The sequence below is a fragment of the Streptomyces sp. P9(2023) genome (genome assembly GCF_032436795.1).
GTDB lineage: Bacteria > Actinomycetota > Actinomycetes > Streptomycetales > Streptomycetaceae > Streptomyces.
The window spans coordinates 39,279-57,666 of the sequence record NZ_JAUPWM010000020.1; the positions used below are offsets into that span (position 1 = coordinate 39,279).

Annotated in this window: 16 protein-coding genes and 1 pseudogene; 10 read left to right on the plus strand and 7 right to left on the minus strand. The window is 72.6% G+C overall.

Annotated features, from left to right (window positions below; genetic code table 11):
* Nucleotides 1–6: 6 nt before the first annotated feature.
* Entirely contained in the window at nucleotides 7–1,548 is a 1,542-nt protein-coding gene (locus Q5762_RS23650) for an amino acid permease (RefSeq protein ID WP_315894223.1), read from the minus strand.
* 431 nt (nucleotides 1,549–1,979) lie between these two features.
* On the opposite strand from Q5762_RS23650, the pseudogene Q5762_RS23655 reads away from it, so the two are divergent.
* The 4 genes and pseudogenes from Q5762_RS23655 to Q5762_RS23670 form a co-directional block, all read left to right on the plus strand.
* Nucleotides 1,980–2,075 (plus strand): annotated as a pseudogene (locus Q5762_RS23655) (helix-turn-helix domain-containing protein); the annotation flags it as partial.
* 18 nt (nucleotides 2,076–2,093) lie between these two features.
* Nucleotides 2,094–2,486, plus strand: a complete 393-nt coding sequence (locus Q5762_RS23660) for a hypothetical protein (protein WP_315894287.1) — start codon at nucleotides 2,094–2,096, stop codon at nucleotides 2,484–2,486.
* A 665-nt stretch (nucleotides 2,487–3,151) separates the two neighbouring features.
* Nucleotides 3,152–4,048, plus strand: coding sequence for a class I SAM-dependent methyltransferase (locus Q5762_RS23665; protein ID WP_315894224.1), 897 nt, complete (start codon nucleotides 3,152–3,154; stop codon nucleotides 4,046–4,048).
* Nucleotides 4,045–5,043: a polysaccharide deacetylase family protein gene (locus Q5762_RS23670; protein ID WP_315894225.1), complete on the plus strand. Its 999-nt coding sequence runs from the start codon at nucleotides 4,045–4,047 to the stop codon at nucleotides 5,041–5,043. Before Q5762_RS23665 ends, Q5762_RS23670 begins: the two co-directional genes overlap by 4 nt.
* On the opposite strand, the gene Q5762_RS23675 is transcribed toward Q5762_RS23670, so the two are convergent.
* Both Q5762_RS23675 and Q5762_RS23680 read right to left on the minus strand, forming a co-directional pair.
* A complete protein-coding gene (locus tag Q5762_RS23675; RefSeq protein ID WP_315894226.1) occupies nucleotides 5,009–5,548 on the minus strand; it encodes a low molecular weight phosphatase family protein in 540 nt (179 codons plus the stop codon). The genes Q5762_RS23670 and Q5762_RS23675 overlap by 35 nt on opposite strands.
* A gap of 163 nt (nucleotides 5,549–5,711) precedes the next feature.
* Nucleotides 5,712–7,157, minus strand: coding sequence for a polysaccharide biosynthesis tyrosine autokinase (locus tag Q5762_RS23680; protein ID WP_315894227.1), 1,446 nt, complete (start codon nucleotides 7,155–7,157; stop codon nucleotides 5,712–5,714).
* Nucleotides 7,158–7,444: 287 nt separating this feature from the next.
* On the opposite strand from Q5762_RS23680, the gene Q5762_RS23685 reads away from it, so the two are divergent.
* The 6 genes from Q5762_RS23685 to Q5762_RS23710 are packed head-to-tail and all read left to right on the plus strand — an operon-like array spanning nucleotide 7,445 to nucleotide 14,292.
* Nucleotides 7,445–8,278 (plus strand): glycosyltransferase, encoded by an 834-nt coding sequence (locus tag Q5762_RS23685; protein ID WP_399495250.1) that lies wholly within the window; start codon nucleotides 7,445–7,447, stop codon nucleotides 8,276–8,278.
* Nucleotides 8,275–9,606, plus strand: a complete 1,332-nt coding sequence (locus Q5762_RS23690) for a hypothetical protein (protein ID WP_315894229.1) — start codon at nucleotides 8,275–8,277, stop codon at nucleotides 9,604–9,606. Before Q5762_RS23685 ends, Q5762_RS23690 begins: the two co-directional genes overlap by 4 nt.
* Nucleotides 9,607–9,610: 4 nt before the next feature.
* Nucleotides 9,611–10,666 carry a GDP-mannose 4,6-dehydratase gene (gene gmd, locus Q5762_RS23695; RefSeq protein ID WP_315894230.1) on the plus strand — a complete coding sequence of 352 codons (1,056 nt, stop codon included), beginning with the start codon at nucleotides 9,611–9,613 and terminating at the stop codon, nucleotides 10,664–10,666.
* Entirely contained in the window at nucleotides 10,663–11,730 is a 1,068-nt protein-coding gene (locus Q5762_RS23700) for a glycosyltransferase (RefSeq protein WP_315894231.1), read from the plus strand. Before gmd ends, Q5762_RS23700 begins: the two co-directional genes overlap by 4 nt.
* Entirely contained in the window at nucleotides 11,727–13,280 is a 1,554-nt protein-coding gene (locus Q5762_RS23705) for an oligosaccharide flippase family protein (protein ID WP_315894232.1), read from the plus strand. The genes Q5762_RS23700 and Q5762_RS23705 overlap by 4 nt, the downstream gene beginning before the upstream one ends.
* A complete protein-coding gene (locus tag Q5762_RS23710) occupies nucleotides 13,243–14,292 on the plus strand; it encodes a hypothetical protein (RefSeq protein ID WP_315894233.1) in 1,050 nt (349 codons plus the stop codon). Before Q5762_RS23705 ends, Q5762_RS23710 begins: the two co-directional genes overlap by 38 nt.
* Here Q5762_RS23710 and Q5762_RS23715 read toward each other — a convergent pair.
* From Q5762_RS23715 to Q5762_RS23730, 4 genes are read right to left on the minus strand one after another with little or no spacing between them, the layout of a single operon-like run.
* Nucleotides 14,289–15,368 (minus strand): LCP family protein, encoded by a 1,080-nt coding sequence (locus tag Q5762_RS23715; RefSeq protein ID WP_315894234.1) that lies wholly within the window; start codon nucleotides 15,366–15,368, stop codon nucleotides 14,289–14,291. The genes Q5762_RS23710 and Q5762_RS23715 overlap by 4 nt on opposite strands.
* A complete protein-coding gene (locus tag Q5762_RS23720; RefSeq protein ID WP_315894235.1) occupies nucleotides 15,343–16,482 on the minus strand; it encodes a glycosyltransferase family 4 protein in 1,140 nt (379 codons plus the stop codon). Before Q5762_RS23720 ends, Q5762_RS23715 begins: the two co-directional genes overlap by 26 nt.
* Nucleotides 16,479–17,624 (minus strand): glycosyltransferase family 4 protein, encoded by a 1,146-nt coding sequence (locus Q5762_RS23725; protein WP_315894236.1) that lies wholly within the window; start codon nucleotides 17,622–17,624, stop codon nucleotides 16,479–16,481. The genes Q5762_RS23720 and Q5762_RS23725 overlap by 4 nt, the downstream gene beginning before the upstream one ends.
* Nucleotides 17,621–18,385 carry a WecB/TagA/CpsF family glycosyltransferase gene (locus Q5762_RS23730; protein ID WP_315894237.1) on the minus strand — a complete coding sequence of 255 codons (765 nt, stop codon included), beginning with the start codon at nucleotides 18,383–18,385 and terminating at the stop codon, nucleotides 17,621–17,623. The genes Q5762_RS23725 and Q5762_RS23730 overlap by 4 nt, the downstream gene beginning before the upstream one ends.
* Between the last annotated feature and the right edge of the window lie 3 nt (nucleotides 18,386–18,388).

Consider the following 18,388-nt stretch of genomic DNA (forward strand, 5'->3'; position numbering starts at 1 on the left):
CGATGATCAGCTGACGCCGACCTCGGCCGACGGGGACCGGCGGCGGTACCAGCGGTACGCCGCACCCGTCGCGACGGTGGCGCCGACGACCAGGACGGTGAACCACTGGAAGTACCAGTGTCCGCCCTCCGGGTCGTACACCTCGGCGCGCGGCCAGGCGAGGTTGACCGTCATGAAGAGTCCGTAGCCGACCGCGAGCGCGTTGACGGGCAGCCCCCAGCGGCCCAGGGAGAACAGCGGTTTGCCGAGTTCGTCGCGGTCGCCGTCGGCTGCCGGCGGCCACTCGCCCCTCAGTCGCCGGACCAGCATCGGCCCGGTGACCATGGCGTACGCCAGATAGACCATCGCGATGCACGTAGTGCCGATGGCCAGGAACGCCTGCGGCGAGGCGAGGTTGAGCAGGAGCAGCAGCCCCGCGCCGACGCCGACCACCACCGCGGCTGTGCCCGGCATCCCCGTCCGCCGCGGCACCCTGGCCAGCCGCGCCGAGCACGGGAGGACGCCGTCGCGCGCCATGGAGTAGAGCATGCGGGTCGCCGAGGTCTGGATCGCCAGGGTCGCCGCGCAGATGGCCAGGGCCACGTCGGCGAGCAGGACCCTGCCGAGGTCGTCGCCGAGGGTGCTGGTGAGCACGTAGCCGAGGCCCTCGGTCGCCAGGCGTCCGTCGGTGAGGCTGGGCGCGGCGAGCAGCCCGCCGAGCAGCAGCAGCCCGCCGCAGACGCCGGACGTGGTGAGCGCGCTGAGCGTCGTACGAGGGGCTGTGCGCCGCGGGTTGAGGGTCTCCTCGCTCATCTCGCTCGCGCTCTCGAAGCCGATGAGTACGTACGCGGCCGTGAACGAGCCCACCAGGAGCGCCGCGATCAGGCCGCCCTCGCCGCCGGTGTGCAGGGTGATGCCGGGATCGCGCTCCGCGTGGGTGGCGAGGAGGGTGACGATCAGAGCGACGCCGGCGATCTCGGCGGTGACGCCGATGGTGTTGACGGCCGACAGCGCGCGGTTGTCCAGGACGTTGAGGAGGGTGGTGAGCGCGAGCAGGACCAGTCCGAGGAGAGCGGCGTTCGCGGCGCCGCTGGTCGTCGTGGGTGACGGATCGCCGCCGACGATCTGGAAGCCGGGCCACACCGCCGGCAGGACGACCTGGAGCGCGAGGGCGGCGGCTGCCACGACCACGATCCGCCCGATGACCATGATCCAACCCGCGTACCAGCCGAAGGCCGGGCTGCCGAGCCTGCTCGCCCACTGGTAGATCGCCCCCGCGATGGGCAGCCTGGCGGCGAGTTCGGCGAAGCAGGCGGCGACGAGGAGTTGGCCGGCGAGGACGGCGGGCCAGGTCCAGAAGAAGAGCGGTCCCCCGAAGGAGTAGCCGAGCGAGAAGAACTGGAAGACCGTGGTCAGCACGGAGATGAAGGAGAACCCGGCAGCGAAGGACGCGTACCGCCCCATCCGGCGCCGCAGCTCCTGGGGGTAGCCGAACGCGGCGAGCGAGCCGTCGTCCGCGGCGCCGGGCGAGGGAGGCGCCGGCGGAGTGGGATCGATGGTGACGGTCATGGCGGTCCCCTGTCGCGGAGGCGAGTTCCTGCGAATACCTGTCGGATGACAGAAATTAGGGACGGCCGGTTTCCGCCGCGTATCGCGACCATGTCTCCGCGGTAAGTGACTCCTCTCCGGGCGGCCCTGTCGACGATCACCGGCGAACCGTTCCCGTCCGGGCAATTCAGGCGAAAAGGGCCTCACGTGCGGCAACCGGCGGCGATCCATCACACCGGTACTTGCCCGTACGAAAAGGAGAAGCTTGAATGTGGCACTGCTGCCGCGGAACCAGCCTCCTCACCACGTGACGGAGCGCCCGAGGTGAGTGCGGCGATTCTCCGACCCTTGTGGGTCTCCTACACAGCAAGTGGCGATGGACAGACCAGTGATCTCTCTGGGGCTCGACGACGAGCCCGACCCGTTCTACGGGACGATCGCGACGCCTCTTCGACGAGCGCGGCTACCAGTCGGTGAGCACCGACGACATCGGAGAGGCCATCGGCTCGTCGGGCCCGAGCATCTACAAGCACTTCCCCAGCAAGACCGACCTCCTCGTCTCCGCAGTGGTCCGCGCCGGCGAACAGCGCCGCGCCGGCACCGCGGCGGCACTGGCCCGCGCCACCACCCCTGACGAGAGCCTGCGCCTCCTGCTGCGCTCGTACGTCGAATTCGCACTCCAGCACAGCCACTTGATCGGCCTGTTGATCGGCGAGCTCGACCAGCTGCCGGAGAAGGAACGCAAGGCGTCGAAGCAGGCACAGCGCGACTACCTCGCCCTCTGGCTCCGCGTCCTGGACGAAGTCAGGCCTGGCCTCGACACGGCCGAGGCCAAGATCACCGTCTGCGCGGTCCTCACCATCGTCGACAACGCGGCCCGCACGGGCCGCCTGGGCCGGCGCGCGGACCTGGCGGACCGCCTCACCGAGATCGGCTCCGCGTTGCTCCTGTCGAGCTGACGGACTTCTGCCCGCGGACGGGTTCCGACCGGTCGGAGCTCCGTCCGGCCCCGTTGGCCGCCGAGCCATGCCCGCCCCTGAGGGCTTCGGCAGGGCCTGTCGCCGTCGCCGCGGCATCAGGTGGACTGCAAGGGCGGATCAGCGCAGGCAACAGCTCGCGGCTTTCAGCTGGTTCCCGACCTCCTCAGGTATCAGCCTGCCGTGTAGACGACGGCGCCGATACCCGTGGTGACATCGGTGGTGACTTGGTCGAACCGACTACCTCGACCGGCCCTCCCTGGATCGGCACCGAGCGGGCGCCGTCCTCTCGGCCACCTCGTCGCCGTTCGTTCCCCCGCCGCAGCGAAAGCGCCAAGTCGTACTCCCCGAACAAGCTGGGCTTCTTCTAGGCATACGACAGAAGGCGCCTGACCTGGTCTCCTGCCCGTCAGGCGTCCGGCAGAGGCGTCGTGGGCGGCGATCGTCCGAAGCTGGCGGACGCCCCAGGGTGCCGACCAGACATCGAGGACTGGCTCGGCGACCGGAGCGCCACCGGCAGCTGACGAATCCCTGTTCCTCCCTCGGGCGCGGCGTCGGCCGCACCCGGCTCTCCAGTCGAGTGACATCCCGCGAGGGCTGTGCATTTCGCTCGGTGAAGAATGGCTCGCCCCTTCTACGGTGAGTCGGTGCAACCCACTTCTCTGACGCGGCGGCTGGCCGCCAGTCCGTTCGCGCCACTCGCCGCCTTTCCCCTCCGGTTCGCCACCGTCGCACGACACAACGCGTCCGTCCTGCGCCGCTCCGGCCGTTGGCTGATCCGGTCCCGTGAGAACGCCTGCTTCACCTACGACCTGACCCCGGTCAACCGTGAGCACCTCGCCTGGTTCACCGCCACCATCACCGGGCGGCCGGTCGGGGAGCTGCGCGGCTACCTCGACGAGGTCGAGGCCGACGCGGCGTTGCGCACCCACATGCGTGAGGTGCTCGCCGCCGGACCCCGGCGGCGGACCTGCGATCATCTGGTGCGCTATGCGCGGCGAGCCGCTGCCTACGCCGTGGTGCGGGCTCTGCGACCCGAGCATGTCGTCGAGGCAGGGGTACATCGCGGCATCACCAGTTGCCTGATCGCTGCCGCTCTGCTGCGCAACGGCCAGGGGCGGCTGACGGCCGTGGACTTCGATCCGCAGTCCGGGGAGTTGATCCGGGGCGGCCCGTACGCCTCCGTCGTCGACCGGGTCGTGGGCGATTCGGTCGCCACCCTGGGCAGTGCGCGGGTGCGGGAACGGGCCATCGACCTGCTCGTGCTCGACACGTACGTCGACAGTCGGCACGAGACCTCGGAGCTCGCTGCCGCGCTGCCCGTGCTCGGCGAACGGGCCGTGGTGCTGTCGACGACGAGCCACTTCCTGGGCTCGCTGGCGGAGTGGTCCGAGCGCCACGACCGCGCCTTCCTGCATTTCCGCGAGGACCCGGCCGAGCACTGGCATCCCGGTGAGGGGTACGGAGCGTCCTTCCCCAGCGCGTCACCCGACCTCTTCACCGGTGTCTCCACCGACGCCGCGACTCCCGGGCCTCGCGGATGAGCCTCACCACGGACGCGGCCCGCCGCACCGCCTGGTACGAACGCTACGAACGGTGGCACGGCCTCGACCGGGCGCTGCACCGCTCCCCCGCCCAGCTGTGGTTCCGTCACCGCGCCGCCGGCCGCCTCGCCGTGCTCGGATATCACGGCGTCGAGGACCCGGCCGGCTTCGCCGCCCAGCTCGACCGGCTGACCGCGACCGCCCGCCCTGTCTCCCTCGGCCAGGTCGAGGCGGCGGTGCGCGACGGCGTCCCGTTGCCGCCCCGCAGTGTGCTGGTCACCTTCGACGACGGTGACCCGTCCGTACTGGAGTACGGGCTGCCGCTGCTGGCCGAGCGGGGCGTCCCCGCCGTGTGCTTCGTCATCGCCGGACTCATCGGCGGCGACGAACCCTTCTGGTGGGACGAGTTGGACCATCTGCTCGCGCACGGCGGAACGTATCGCGGCCTGTCGCGGGACGTCCCCCCGCGTGCGGCGGCCTACGCCCTCAAACAGCTTCCCGACGCCCAACGCCTCGACGCCTTCGCCGAGTTGCGGCAGACGTCCTCCTTGCCCGCGCCCCGCGGGCGTCAACTCACCGCCGCCGACCTGCGCACCCTGGAAGCGGGTGGCGTCATGGTCGGCAGCCACACCCTCACGCATCCGTGCCTCCACCGCTGCGACGAGACGACGATCCGGGACGAAGTACAAGAGGCGCACCGGCTACTGACAGACCATCTGGGGCACGCGCCGACCGCCTTCGCCTACCCCAACGGTGACTTCGACGTACGCGCCGACGCCGTGCTGCGCGAGCTTGGTTACCACTCCGGCTTCCTCTACGACCACGCGCTGAGCAACCCGGCAGTCCAGCACCCGCTGCGGCTCAGCCGGCTGAGGGTATCGACGCGTACCTCGCCGGCCCGGTTCGCGACGGTGCTGTCAGGACTGCAGCCCGCCGTGTACCGGACCGGTCTCGGTGTGGTCAGAGCGGTGCGGCAGATCCGCTCTCGGCGCTGAGCAGCGCGGCGAGGCGGACGGCCACCGCGTCGATGTCCTCCCCGCAGCGCCTCAGCACGTCGTAGGGCTCGCCCCACGGGTCGGCGATGTCGTCGTCCGCGGGGCGGGGCGCGCACACCGTGCCGCGGCGGGCGACGGCTCGCGCGACGACGTCGATCCCCTGCTCGGGTCCCGCGTCGCCCTCCGCTAGCCGGACGAACTCCTTGAGCGTGAAGCAGCGGCGCAGCGCCACCGGAACCAGCCGGACAGCGGCTTCCCGGTGTCGACGCTCAAGACCCAGCACCAAGGAGGCGTCCGCCACCAGTTCCGCCGTGAGGAGCCGGGGCCGGAAGCCCTCGGCATCGCCGCCGAGACCCGTCAGTACGGACCGGGTGGCCCGGTCCATCCGATCGCCCCAGGGCGCCTCGGTGCCGGCGCTGCCGACCCGCACTCCCGTACCCGGTCCGAGTCGGGCGGCGAGCAGCCGCTCGGCGAGCGGCGACCGGTAGGTGTTTCCCGTGCACACGAAGAGCACTGTGAAGGTCGCATGCGGACCGGACCCGACGTCCGACGGACCCGCCGAGGGGGACAGGCCCGCCTCGGTCACCGGATCGGCAGGAACGGAGCATGCCGCCGGCGCGGGTTCGGGAATCATCGGCGTACTCCTCGACGGGCACCGTTCCGCCGCGTCATCCGCGCGCCCCGGTGTCGTGCGGTTCGCTCGCGGGCCGTCGCCACACCGCTGGGCGGGGCGCGGGCAGTTCGCCGTACGTGCCGTAGCTGCCGTATCCGCCCTTGGCGACCTCCGCCATGTTGAACACCGCGCCCAGCGGGCGGGCGCCGACGTTGCGCAGCGAGTCCACGGCGGTGCGGACCTGCTCGCGCGAGGTCTTCGACGCACGTACGACGAGGAGGGTGCCCTGGGTGAGCGGGGCGAGGCCGACGGTGTCCGCGACGGGGAGCAGCGGCGCGGTGTCGACGATGACGACCTCGTAGGTGGCGGCGAGCTCCTGGAGCACCTCGCCCATCCGGGCCGAGGAGAGCAGCTCGGTGGGGTTGGGTGGCATCGGGCCGCTGGTGAGGACCGCGAGTCCGGCGGTCGCCTGCTGCGTCACGTCCGCGGCCGACGCCTGCCCGATCAGGACGCTCGTCAGTCCCGCGTCCTGGACGAGTCCGAAGGTGCGGGCCACGCAGGGCCGGCGCAGGTCGGCGTCGACGAGGCAGGTCGCGATGCCCGCCCGGGCCAGGGAGACCGCCAGGTTGGCCGCGGTGTTGGTCTTGCCCTCGCCGGGCAGGGAGCTGGTCACCGAGATGATCCGGGGCCGCTCGCTGACCTGGGCGAACTGCAGGTTGGTGCGCAGTCTGCGGAAGGCCTCGGCGCGCGGCGAGTGTGCCGCCTCGCCCACCGTGATGGGGTGGAGCGGGGCGTCGCTGTCGAACGGGATCGTGGCCAGCGGCGGCAGCGCGGTCAGCTCGCTCAGCGCCTCGGCGGTCTTGAAGGTGGTGTCGAGGGTCTCCCGCAGTGCGGCGAGCGCGACGCCGAGCAGGAGTCCACCGAGCAGCCCGACCGCGAGATTGAGCAGCGGCCTCGGTGAGACGGGGACATCCGGCACGGTGGCTCGATCGGTCACTCCGAGCGTCACCGGGGAGACCGGCGCGACAGCGACCCCCATGGAGTCGGCGGATTCGACGGTGTGGGGGGTTTCCAGTCGCTCGACGACCTGACCGAAGCGGACGGCGACGGCGTTGGCGGTGCGGGCGGCGCGCCGCGGGTCTGTGTCGGAAACCGTGATGTCGATGAGGACGGTGTTGACGGGCGCCTCGGCCCGGATGCGTCCGGCGAGTTCGTCCGGGGTGGTGGGCAGCTTCAGCTCCTTGACCACCGTTTCGGTCACCTGACGGGTGTTCACGATGTCGGCGTACGAGAGGACTCGGGCCTGCGAGAAGCTCTGACCTTGGTTGAGCTGCATGGTGTCGGAGCCGGCGTGGGTGGCAACGAACAGCTGCGTGCGGGCCTCGTACACGGGAGTGGTCAGCGCGTTCACCGCCCAGGCGGCGAGGGCTCCGAGCAGCAGGCACGCGGCGCAGGACGGCCAGCGTCTGACGACAACGGTCAGGAAACCACGGAGATCCAAGGAATGCCCCTCAGCCAGGTCAGGACCGGACGCCCGACTTTTCCGATTTATTCATACTTGCGTGCTGAGCATAGGCATTCGCTCCGCGGCATCACACGCAGCCGAGCCGTACGTTCAGCCATGCGTGGGCCGGTCCCGGGGCTGTGCGGCCAAGCGGGCGGTCGACGGCGCCCTCTTGAGCGTGGTCCGGCGATTCTCCCGACACCGTGTTCAACACTCATGCGGCACATATCCGCGAAACGCAACCCGAGGGCCGTATGCCGCCAGCTCCCCACGTAGCCGTCCTGATGACCAGTCACAACCGGTGCGCCAAGACCCTGTCGGCGCTGGCCGCGCTGGACCGGCAGCGTGCGCTGCCCGCCGGGACCGTGGTGCGCACCCACCTGGTCGACGCGGGCAGCACGGACGGTACGCCGGACGCCGTGCGGCGCCTCCACCCCGGGGTGCGGCTGCGGAGTGTCGGCACGGATGTCTTCTGGGGTGAGGGCATGCGCATCGCCGGCCGTGAGAGCTGTGCCGCCGGCGACGGCGCCCCCTGGACGCACCAGCTGTGGCTCAACGACGACGTCGAACTCGCCGACGACGCCCTGGCGGTGCTCCTCGCCACCGCGCAGGAAGTCGGCGAGGACGCGGTGGTCGTCGGCGCCGTGCGCTCCCCCGAGAGCAGCGGCGAAGGCACCGGCACGCGCACCACGTACTCCGGCCGCCGGGGCCGCGCGCTGGACCTGGTCGAGCCGACCGGCCGCCCCGAGCCCTGCGACACGTACAACGGCAATGTCGTCCTGCTGCCGCGCGCCGTACGCGAGCGCGTCGGGGACATCGATCGGCCCTTCAACCACGGCATGGGCGACTACGACCACGGGTTCCGGGCACGGAAGGCGGGCTTCCGCGCCTATGTGGCACCGCGCCACGTGGGCGTGTGCGAGGCCAATCCGCCGCTCGCCGGCTCCCGCGAACCGGGCATCGGTGTCCGCGAGGCCCTGCGCCGGGTCACCTCGCAGCGCGAACTACCGCCCCGCCAATGGTGGGTCTACTGCCTGCGGCACAACTGGCCCTGGGCGCCGCTGCTGATGGTCTCGCCGTATGTGCGGACCGTACTGGGGGCGGCGGCCGCCCGGTGACCCCCACGCTCCTGCTCTTCGCCCTCACCGGCCTGCTCACCCTCGGCATGCTGACCGTTCTCTACGTACGCGCGCCCAGCGTCGGTGTCGCGCTGCTGCTGACCGCAGGACTGTGGCCCGCGGCCCGCTCCGAGACCGTCGTCCACCTGGGCGTGAGCCTGACGCCGCAGGACCTCCTGGTGTCCTGCGCGCTGGCGGCGGCCGGCGTCAATCTGGTGCGGCGCCCGCCCCGCGCCCACCGGGCCCTGCTGCTGCTGTCGCTCATCCTGCTGCTGACGGCCGGATCGTTCCTCGTCGGGGCGGCCGTGTTCGGGCCGCAGGCCGCGGGCAACGACATGCGCATGCCGTTCCTGTACGTCTTCGGGCTCGCCCTGTACGGCATCACACTGCCGTACACCGCACCGCTGGTGCACCGCCTGGCCGCCGTCTGGGTCGTGGCCGCGTGTGTCGAGACCCTGTGGGCCGTGCTGTGGTGGACGGAGCACGGCATCGGCTCGGCCGTCGGACAGGTGGTGATCGACGGTTTGGCGAGCGAGTCCCGCGCGCTGTCGGCCCCCGAAGCGCTGCTGATCGCCCAGGCCGCGATGATCCTGCTGTACGCGACCCCGCTCGGCGCCCGTCGTCACCTGCTCGCCGCTCCCCTGCTGCTCACCGTGGTCCTGCTGCAGCACCGGACGGTGTGGCTGGTGACCGCCGTGATGCTGGCCTGCTGGCTGATCACCGGGACCGGCGCCGGGAACGCCTCGGCCCGCGGCCGACGCGGGCTGCGGCTCGGGCTCACCGCGGCCGGCCTCTGCCTCGGCGCCTTCGCCGTGTCGACCGGTCTGCTCGGCCGGTTCGGCACCGGTCTGACCGTCTCCGCCTCCGACAGCGGCACGCTCGCCTGGCGGGCGACCGGCTGGTACGGACTGCTCAGCACCCTCGACGGCGCCGGAGAGTGGCTGACCGGCCGGCCCTTCGGCGCGGGGTTCGACCGGCTGGTCGACGGCCGCGTCGTCGGCGTCTCCCCGCACAACTACTTCCTCCATCTGCTGCTTCGCATCGGCCTGTTGGGACTGCTCGCCTTCCTCGCCCTGTACGCGGCGGTCCTTGCACCCGCCTTGCGGCGCGACGCGGACCTCACCTCCCGGGCGCTGGGCATGCTCGCCTGCGGCCAGCTCGTCTATGCGCTGACCTATCAGGTCTTCCCCGAACAAGGCCTGGTCCTCGGTGTGCTCTGCGCCCTCGGCGTCGGCCTCGCACCCCACCTCGCACCGTCCGGGCCGACTGGTCCGGCCTCTCCCCCACCCGACCCGACCCGCGCTCCCCCTACCGCACAGTTGAGGTGACCTCATGCCGCCGAAGGTTGCACTGATCACGGGAATCACCGGACAGGACGGCTCGTACCTCGCCGAACTGCTCCTCTCCAAGGGCTATCTGGTGCACGGCCTGATCCGCCGCTCGTCGTCGTTCTCCACCGGACGGATCGACCACCTCTACCAGGACCCCCACGAGCCCGACGCCCGGCTGCGGCTGCACTACGGGGACCTCGCCGACGGCTCCCGCATCAGCACGCTGCTGGAGGCGATCCAGCCCGACGAGGTCTACCACCTGGCCGCCCAGTCCCATGTCCGGGTCTCCTTCGACGAGCCCGAGTTCACCGGCTCCACGACGGGCCTCGGCACCACCCGGCTCCTCGAAGCGATCCGCATGACCGGACTGCCCTGCCGCTTCTACCAGGCGTCCAGCTCCGAGATGTACGGCATCTCGCCCGCCCCGCAGTCGGAGACCACACCGTTCCACCCGCGCTCGCCGTACGCCTGCGCCAAGGTGTACGCGCACTGGATCACCCGCAACTACCGTGAGGCATACGGCATCCACGCCGTCAGCGGCATTCTCTTCAACCACGAGTCCCCGCGTCGCGGCGAGACCTTCGTCACCCGCAAGATCGCCATCGCCGCGGCCCGGATCGCCCGCGGCGAGCAGAAGGAACTACACCTCGGCAATCTGGAGGCGCGCCGCGACTGGGGGTACGCGCCCGAGTACGTGGAGGCCATGTGGCGGATGCTCCAGCGCGACGAGCCCGACGACTACGTCGTGGCCACCGGCACGAGCTACAGCGTGCGCGACTTCCTCACCCTGTGCTTCGAGCACGCGGGACTCGACTGGGAATGCCATGTCCGCTTCGACGAGCGGTACCTGCGGCCCGCGGAGGTACCGGAGCTGATCGGCGACGCCTCCAGGGCCGAGCGACTCCTCGGCTGGCGGGCATCGGTCCGCACCCCGGAGCTCGCCCGCATCATGGTCGACGCCGAGCTCGGCCGGAACACCCCCGCGGTGCCCGGCCCGGCCGTGCCCGCCGCCTCCTCGGATCTGCCCTCCGCCACCGTCCCCGTACCGCCCCGATGACGCCACCGCTGGTCCTGCAGATCGCCAACGAGCGGGCCCTGGAGCCAGGTTCGCGTTTCGTGCGGGCCTTCGGCCGACTCGCCTCCGAAGGGCTGCTGCGCCACACCGTGGTCTCCCCGCTCACCCTGCTCGCGGGCGGGCGGGAAACGGCACTGGATCAACTTCACACCGAGGTGCGGGGGTTGCGGCCCGCCGCGGTCCTCGTCCAGTCTCCGGGAGCCTTCCCCTGGACCGACGGGGACGTCCGGGCCCTGCTCGGCCTGCTCGGAGACCCGCCCGTAGTCTTCTGGGAGGGCGATGCCTGGGGAGGCCGCAAGCAACTGACGCCGGGGTCCGTGGCCTGGCTCGGTGCCGCCGCCCGTGTGCACTCCGTCGCCCTCGGCCCCCAGGCCGCCCTGCTGCGACGGCACTCCCGTGCACCCGTGCGCTACGTCCCCCATGTGCTGCCGCTGTCGTTCGACGACACCCCCGTGCCGCCGCTCGACCAGGCCTCCGACGATGTCGTCGCTGTGGGCAACTGCTATGTCCGCTTCGGCTGTTGGGGCGGGCTTGAGGGCAGTCTGGACCGTGTCCGCATGGTCCGCGGACTGCGCCGGCTGCCCGGCTGCCGGTTCGCGGTGTACGGCTCGCGCTGGCGCGGGCGCGGTGCGCGCGGTCCGGCGCCCTTCCCCCGTCAGGTCGAGGTCCTGCGTCAGGGACGGATCACGGCGGGCTGGGATCATTTCACCGGCTATCCGGGCTACTTCTCCGACCGGCTGCCCATCGCCCTGTCCGCGGGGCGCCCCCATGTCACGTCCCGGCAGCCTGGCCTGGAGTGGCTGCCGGGCCCGGAGACCGGCCTGCACCTCGCCGGGACTCCCGCCGAAGCGGTGTCCCTCGTGCGCCGTCTGCTCGCGGTGGACGACGACGAACTGCACGCCGCCGGTCTGCGCGGCCACGCGTGGGTCCGGGAGCGGCTCACCGACCGGGAGGCGCTGCTGCACATGCTGGGCGGCCTGGTGACGCTGCCGCTGCCGCCGGCGGACCCGTGGCAGGCCTTCGCCCAGCCCCTCGTCCCCGCATGAGCGGGACGTCCGACGCCTCCACCACCGCAGAACCTCCGGCTTCCGAACAGCCGCCGGCGGACCACCCGTCGGGCAGCCGCGCACACCGCGCCGTGCGCGGGCTGCTGTGGAACTACGCGGGCTCCGCCGCCACCATCGTGCTGCAGCTCGTCTACACGGCGTGCACCTCGCGGATGGTGTCGCCCGCCGCGTTCGGCGCCTTCGCCACGGCGTCCGCCGTGGCCGGGGTGCTCGGGTTCTTCTCCAACAGCGGCGTCGCCACCTGCCTGCTGACCGCCGAGCGGCTCACCAGGTCCCTGACCGCGATGGCCCTGCGCATCGGCGCGGTGAGCGGAGTCCTGTGTTTCCTCGCGGCACAGGCGGTCACCTTCGCGGTGACCGCCGTGTGGGACATGCCCGAGGCGGGTCCGATGCTGCGGCTGGTCAGCTGCCAGTTCCTGTCGCTGCCCGCGGGGCTCGCCGCGGCGGCGGCGCTGCGGCGCTGCGGGCTCACACCGCAGGCCGTGCGGCTCGAACTGGTGGGACACACGGTCGGAGCCGCCGCCTCGCTCGGGCTGCTCGCCGCCGGATGGTCCCCCCTGGCCCTGGCGGTCTCCGCCCCGGTGGGCTCGGCCGTCCTGCTGGCGGGTGCGCTGTGGCTGCTGCGCGGACAGAACCTGCCCGAAGGCTCCCGGCCCAAGGTGCGCGGGCTTGTCGACGCCTCCGGCTTCTTCAGCGGATTCAGCCTCACGCAGTACGTGTTCAACAGCGCACCCCTGTGGCTCGCCGGCCGGCTCGGCGCGAGCGCGGCCGGGCACTATTCGCGTGCGAGCCTGTTCACCGGCCTCCCACTGACGGTGCTGGCGCGGGGCATCAGCCTCACCAGCACCCCGGCGCTCGCCGCCGACCGCGGCCGGTCCCGGCAGGCGGTGTCCGACGTGCTGTGTCTGACGTCCGCGATCGCCTTCATCGGTTTCGGCGCCGTCGCGGGTCTGGGGCCTTCCGCGCTGAACCTGCTGCTCGGGCCGGGCTGGGACACCGCGGCCGCGCTGGTGCCGCTTCTGGCCGTCGCCTCGGCCCTGACGCTGCTTACCTCGGTCGGCGACAGCGTCAACCAGGCGCGGGACGACCGGCGCTCACTCCTTGTCACCCAGGCCTGGACGGCCTCCGCGATCGCCGTCACGCTGGCCGCGGTCGTCGCCCGGCACTCGCTCACGCTGCTCGCCGCGGCCACCGTCAGCGGTCCGCTCGTCGGACATGTGGCTCAACTGCTGCGCTGGCGCGCCCACGGCGTCATCGCCCTGGCTCCGCTGCTGCGCGTCCACGCCACGCACCTCGCGGCCGGGGCCGCACTGGCGCTGGCCGCGTACGGGGGCGCGGCGGCCGGTGACACCCCGTTCCACGGGCTGCTGCTGGGCACCGCGGCGCTGCTCGCCGTCCTCGTGTGCGCGCTGCCGCTGCGCGCCCGGCTTCCGCTGTACACCGTGGCCGAGCGCCACGGTCTGCTCCCCCGTCCGTCCACCTGGAGTATCCGTGGCCAGTCCGCCGCTCGTCCTGCACGTCAGCAATGAGCACCCGCCCGTCAGTGCCGACTACGGCTTCCTGCGCGCCTTTCGCGAGCTGTCCGCCCAGGGCGTGCTCCGGCACGAGTGGATCGCCCCGGCCGCCACCCCGGAACGGATCGCCGGGCTCGCGGCCGGCGGCCTGCCCGACCTCGTCTTCGTCCAGTCGCCACAGCCCCACCCCTGGACGCGGCGGGACGTCGCCGCGCTGCTCCGGAGGCTCGGCTCGCCTCCTGTCGTCGTCTGGGAGGGCGACGCCTGGGGCGGGCGCAAGCGGCTGCGGGCACGGAACGTGGCGTGGCTGCGGCACGCCGACGGTGTGTACAGCGTGGCGCTCGGCCGGCAGGCCGAGCTGCTGCGGCGGGCCGGCGGGCGCCCCGTGCGCTACGTCCCGCACGTGACGCCGCTCTGCTTCGCCGAGGCCCCCGACGAAGCCCCGCACGAAGGCGCCGCGCCGCGCGGGGTCGCCCTGGTGGGTTCCCGGCTCACCTTCTGCGGCATCGAGCTGATCCCGGACGACGGCGAACGCACCCGGCTGGCGCGTGAGCTGGCGCGCGTCCCGGACTGCGGGCTGTCGATCTACGGGAGGGGCTGGCGCGGCCCGCACGCCGTCGGCCCCGTCCCGTACGACGATCAGGTGGCGGTCATGCGGCGGGCGCTGATCACCGCCGGCTGGGACCGCTTCCGTCGCCACCCGGGGTACTTCTCGGACCGCCTGCCCATCGCCATGTCCGCGGGGCGCCCCCATGTCACCTCCCGGCAGCCGGACCTGGGCTGGCTGCCGGGACCGGAGACCGGGCTGCATCTCACGGACACCCCGCGCGAGGCCGCCGAGCGGGTGCGGGACCTGCTCGGCGCCGGACCCGAGCGCCTGCTCGCCGACGGAGCCCGCGGCCGGGCGTGGGCCCGCGCCCATCTGACCGAGCTGCACGCGCTGCGCCACATGCTCGCGCATCATCTGCCCGTGCCGGCGCCCCGGTCGGGCCCCTGGCCGGCGATCGCCGCGCTCGGCACCGGCTAGGGGGCTGCCTCAGTGCTTGGGCGGCCGTCCGGCCGGTAGGCGTTGTAGAGGTGCTCCGGCAGTGGCTTGTCCTCGCGGAGCGCCCTGAGCAGCGCCTGCCCCTGCCCCTCGACCATCTGGTAGTTGCCCCAGCGCTGCGGGTCCTCCACACACGGGAGCGTGACGATCCGCACCTGGTCGGAGGGGATCTTGCCGGCACTGCTCATCAGCTCGAACAGCTCCCCCGGCGACTCGAGACCGGGGTCGGTGGTCAGCGCGGAGGTGGCGGCGTCGAGGAGCGGCCAGAGCCGGGTGGGGTTGCTGAGCGTGCCCGCGTCGCGCAGCTTGTCGTAGAGCGAACGGACGAACTGCTTCTGCCGCTCGATGCGCTGGAGGTCGCTGCCGTCGCTGACGCCGACCCGGGTCCGTACGAAGGTCAGCGCCTCCTTGCCCTTCACGAGCTGGTGCCCGGGCTGGAGCGTCACCCCGTACTCCGGTTCGCTCACCGGTTCCGTCACATCGACCTCGACGCCACCGACGGCGTCGATGACCTCCTCGAATCCGGTGAAGCTGACGACCAGATGGTGGTCGACCCGGATGCCGGTCAGGTCCTCGAAGGTGCGGATGGCGCAGCCCGCGCCGCCGAACTGGAAGGCCCAGTTGAACTGGGCGTACTGCGCCCGGCTGCGGCTGCCGTCCGGCCGCAGGCAGCTGGGGATGTTCACCATGAGGTCGCGGGGCACGCTCACAGCGGCGGCGCTCTTCCGGTCCGCGGACAGGTGCAGCAGGATCGTCGTGTCGCTGCGCTCGCTGTCCTTGACCGTCTCCAGGTCGGAGCCCAGCAGCAGGATGTTCCGTGCCCGGGGTGCCAGCGCCTGGGGACGGGAGGCGTGGTCGGCGGCGAGGGCACGAGCGGCCGCCTCGTCGGTGCGGATGTTCCCGTCGAGGCGCGCGTAGAGCAGCGAGGCCGCTGCCGCGGTCGTCACCAGGAGCAGCGCCAGTCCGAGTCCGGTCAGGATGAGGATCCGCCGGGTTCGGGTTCGGGGTCCCGGGCGCGCTGCGTCCGGCTGGTCAGTTTCCGCCTCGCGTCGTGCCATGGAGGAGACCTTCCACGCCGCGCGCGAACCTGGCGGCCATTCCCTCGACCGTGTAGCGCGTCGCGTCCGCCTGGCAGGCACGGCGCAGCCGGGAGAGCTCGCCCGGCTCGGTGAGGAGTCCGGCGACGGCCGCCGCGAACGCCTCCGGGTCGCCGGGTGCGACGAGCGCGTTGCGTCCGCTCTCCAGGTACTCGAACTCCGGTCCGTGGTAGGGCCACGGACAGGTGATCACGGGCGTGCGCAGCGCGAAGGAGTCGACGGCGCACAGCCCGACGGCGCCCGGCACCAGGAGGACGTCCGAGGCGGCGCCGAGCAGCGCCTTGTCGCGGTCGCCGACGGTCCCGAGGTAGACGAGGGGACCGCCGGAGGCCTGGGCGGCCTGGACAAGCGGCCGGTGTGCGCCGTCGCCGGCGACGACCAGCCGGAAGCCGGGCAGCTGTCGGGCGACGCGCTCGGCGGCCGCGATCAGGAACGGAGTTCGCTTGAGCTCGTCGAGTCCTCCGATGTAGAGCGCGGTGCGGCCGGCGGTCAGGCCGTACCGCTCGTGCAGGACCGCCACGTCGGCGTCGGTGACGGCGTCGCGGGCTGCGGCGAGCGCCGTCGTGTCCAGGGAGTTGTGGACGACGGTGACGCGCTGGCGGGGCAGCCCGGCCTGTACGGCGTAGGCCCCGCCCGCCTCGGTGTAGGCGAAGAACCAGTCGGCTCGGCGGGTCAGCGCCGCCTTGGCGCGCCGGGCCACCGACCCGTGGGCCGACACATGGGTCCTGCCATGCCCCCAGAGCCCGATCCGGGGGCGACGCCGGGCCAGGAGCGGATAGGTGTGCAGATGGTGCATGGACTGCGGCAGGACCAGGGCATCGCTGGTGCGGGCGAGTTCGCCGAGCCCGAGCCAGATGAGGTCACGGCCCGCGATCTTCCACGCGCGCTGGCGCAGCGCGACGGAGCCGGGCAGTTCGACGGTGTCGCGCCGCGCCGCGGACAGTCCGGTCGGCAGGCCGTGGGCTACGGCCAGTTCGATGTTCCGTGCGTCGAGTTCGCCGCGGAGCCGGGCGAAGAACGGCAGCCGGTAGGCGGTGAGGTACGGCACGACCAGGCCCACCCGGGCCGTGGTCACGCCGTCACCTCCTGGTAGAGCCCGACCATGCGCTCCGTCCAGGCCCGCTCGCCGTACCGCCGCGCGTACACGCCCCGGCAGTGTTCCCGCAATGCGGGGAAAGCGCGGTCGGCCGCGTGCAGGGCGTCCGCGAGCGGGGCGTCCCACGACGTGACCGCTCCGGTCCCTTCGGCTCTGACCGCGAGCGGCACCGACGAGCCTTCGACGGCGAGGACCGGCAGACCGGCCGCGAGGGCCTCGACGTAGACGAGCGGCACGGCCCCCTCGTAGCAGCGGCTCGTGAAGACGGCGCCGCGGTATCCGGGGAGCAGCTCGCGCAACGCGCGGCGGTCCAGGGCTCCGAGGAAGCGTACGGAGGCGGGCGCGAGGGCGCGGCAGTCCTCCTCCAGCGCTCCGTTGCCGATGACGTCGAGCCGTACGCCGGCGGGCCACCGGCGTAGCAGCTCAAGGATGCCCTTCTCCTCGCTGAGCCGGCCGACGTAGACCCAGGCGGGTACCGAGAGGACCGTCGCGGTGTCCGGCGCCGGCGCGAAGTTGGGGATCAGCGCCATGCGACGGGGCGGGATCCCGGCCCGTTCGTACGTTGCGCGGCTCAGATCCGACAGCACGACGACGCGGTCGGCGCGGCGCAACAGTGGATCTCCGGACACCCCGTCGCGGGACGCCCATGCCAGCGGGAGCGTGGCGAGCCGCGAGCCGCGGTAGCAGCCGTGGCGCAGCCCCGCCCAGCGGTCGCCGTCCGGGCAGCGGGTGCACGGGGCGCCGTCCCGGTAGAGGACGGCGGAGGCGCACAGCGGGCGGTAGTTGTGCAGGGTCGCGACGAGGGGACCTGGCCAGGCGGCCGCCCAGGCGCGGCCGAAGTTGGGGAAGAGGTTGTGGACATGGACCACGTCGGGGGCGAGCGCCCGCAGTTCGCGGAGCGGGGTGCGGCCCCGGCCGCTCGCGACGGTCACGGCGCAGCGCAGCGGGTGCAGTGGGCGGCCGGCCAGTTCGTCGGTGCGGGCAGCGACGAGGTGGACGTCGTGGCCGGCCCGGCGCAGCGCTTCGGCCTGGTCGAGCGGCACCATGTTCTCGCCGCCGGGGACCGAGCCTCCGTAGAAGCTGTGGACGAGGGCGATGCGCAGTTTCCGCGGTGGGGTCATGCGCGGGCCCCCTTCCACGCCGCCCAGATGAATCGGGGGTGGCCCCACAGCACCCTGCGGGCCAGGCGGCGCGGTTCGCTGCACAGCCGGAACAGCCATTCCAGGCCGTGGCGCTGCATCCACAGCGGGGCCTGCGGCTTGTTGCCCGAGACGAAATCGAAGGCGGCGCCCACGGCCACGTAGACGGCGGGGTGGAGGGCAGCGAGGCGCGCCGCCTCGTGGTCCTGTTTCGGCGTGCCGAGGCCCACCCAGACGATCTGGGCGCCGCTGGCGGCGATCCGGGCGGCCTGTGCCCGGCGCTCCTCGTCCGTGACGTCGCAGAAGGGCGGGGCCTCCGAGCCGACGATGCGGGCGCGGGGGAAGCGGGCGAGGAGTTCGGAGGTGAGGCGGTCGAGTACGTCGCGGGTGGAGCCCAGGAGGTAGTGGGTGAGGTTCGCCTCCTGGCCGGTGCGGACGACGTCGAGGAAGAGGTCGGGGCCGTAGACGCGGACGCGCGGCACCTCGTGGCCCCGGTGCGCGAGCCGGTTGGCCCACACCACGCCTTGTCCGTCGGGCAGGTTGAGCCGGGCCTCGCGCAGGACGCGCCGCAGGTCCGGGTCGATGTCGGCCAGGGCCAGGGTGTAGGCGTTGCAGAGGTGGACGTCGGCCGGTACGCGGGCGCGGGCGAGGTCGACGACGAACGCCGAGGCCGTCGAGGGTGTCGTGGCCGCGACCGGCACCCCGGCGCAGAGGAGCGTGGGCAGAGCGGGCGCTGTGGTCATTCT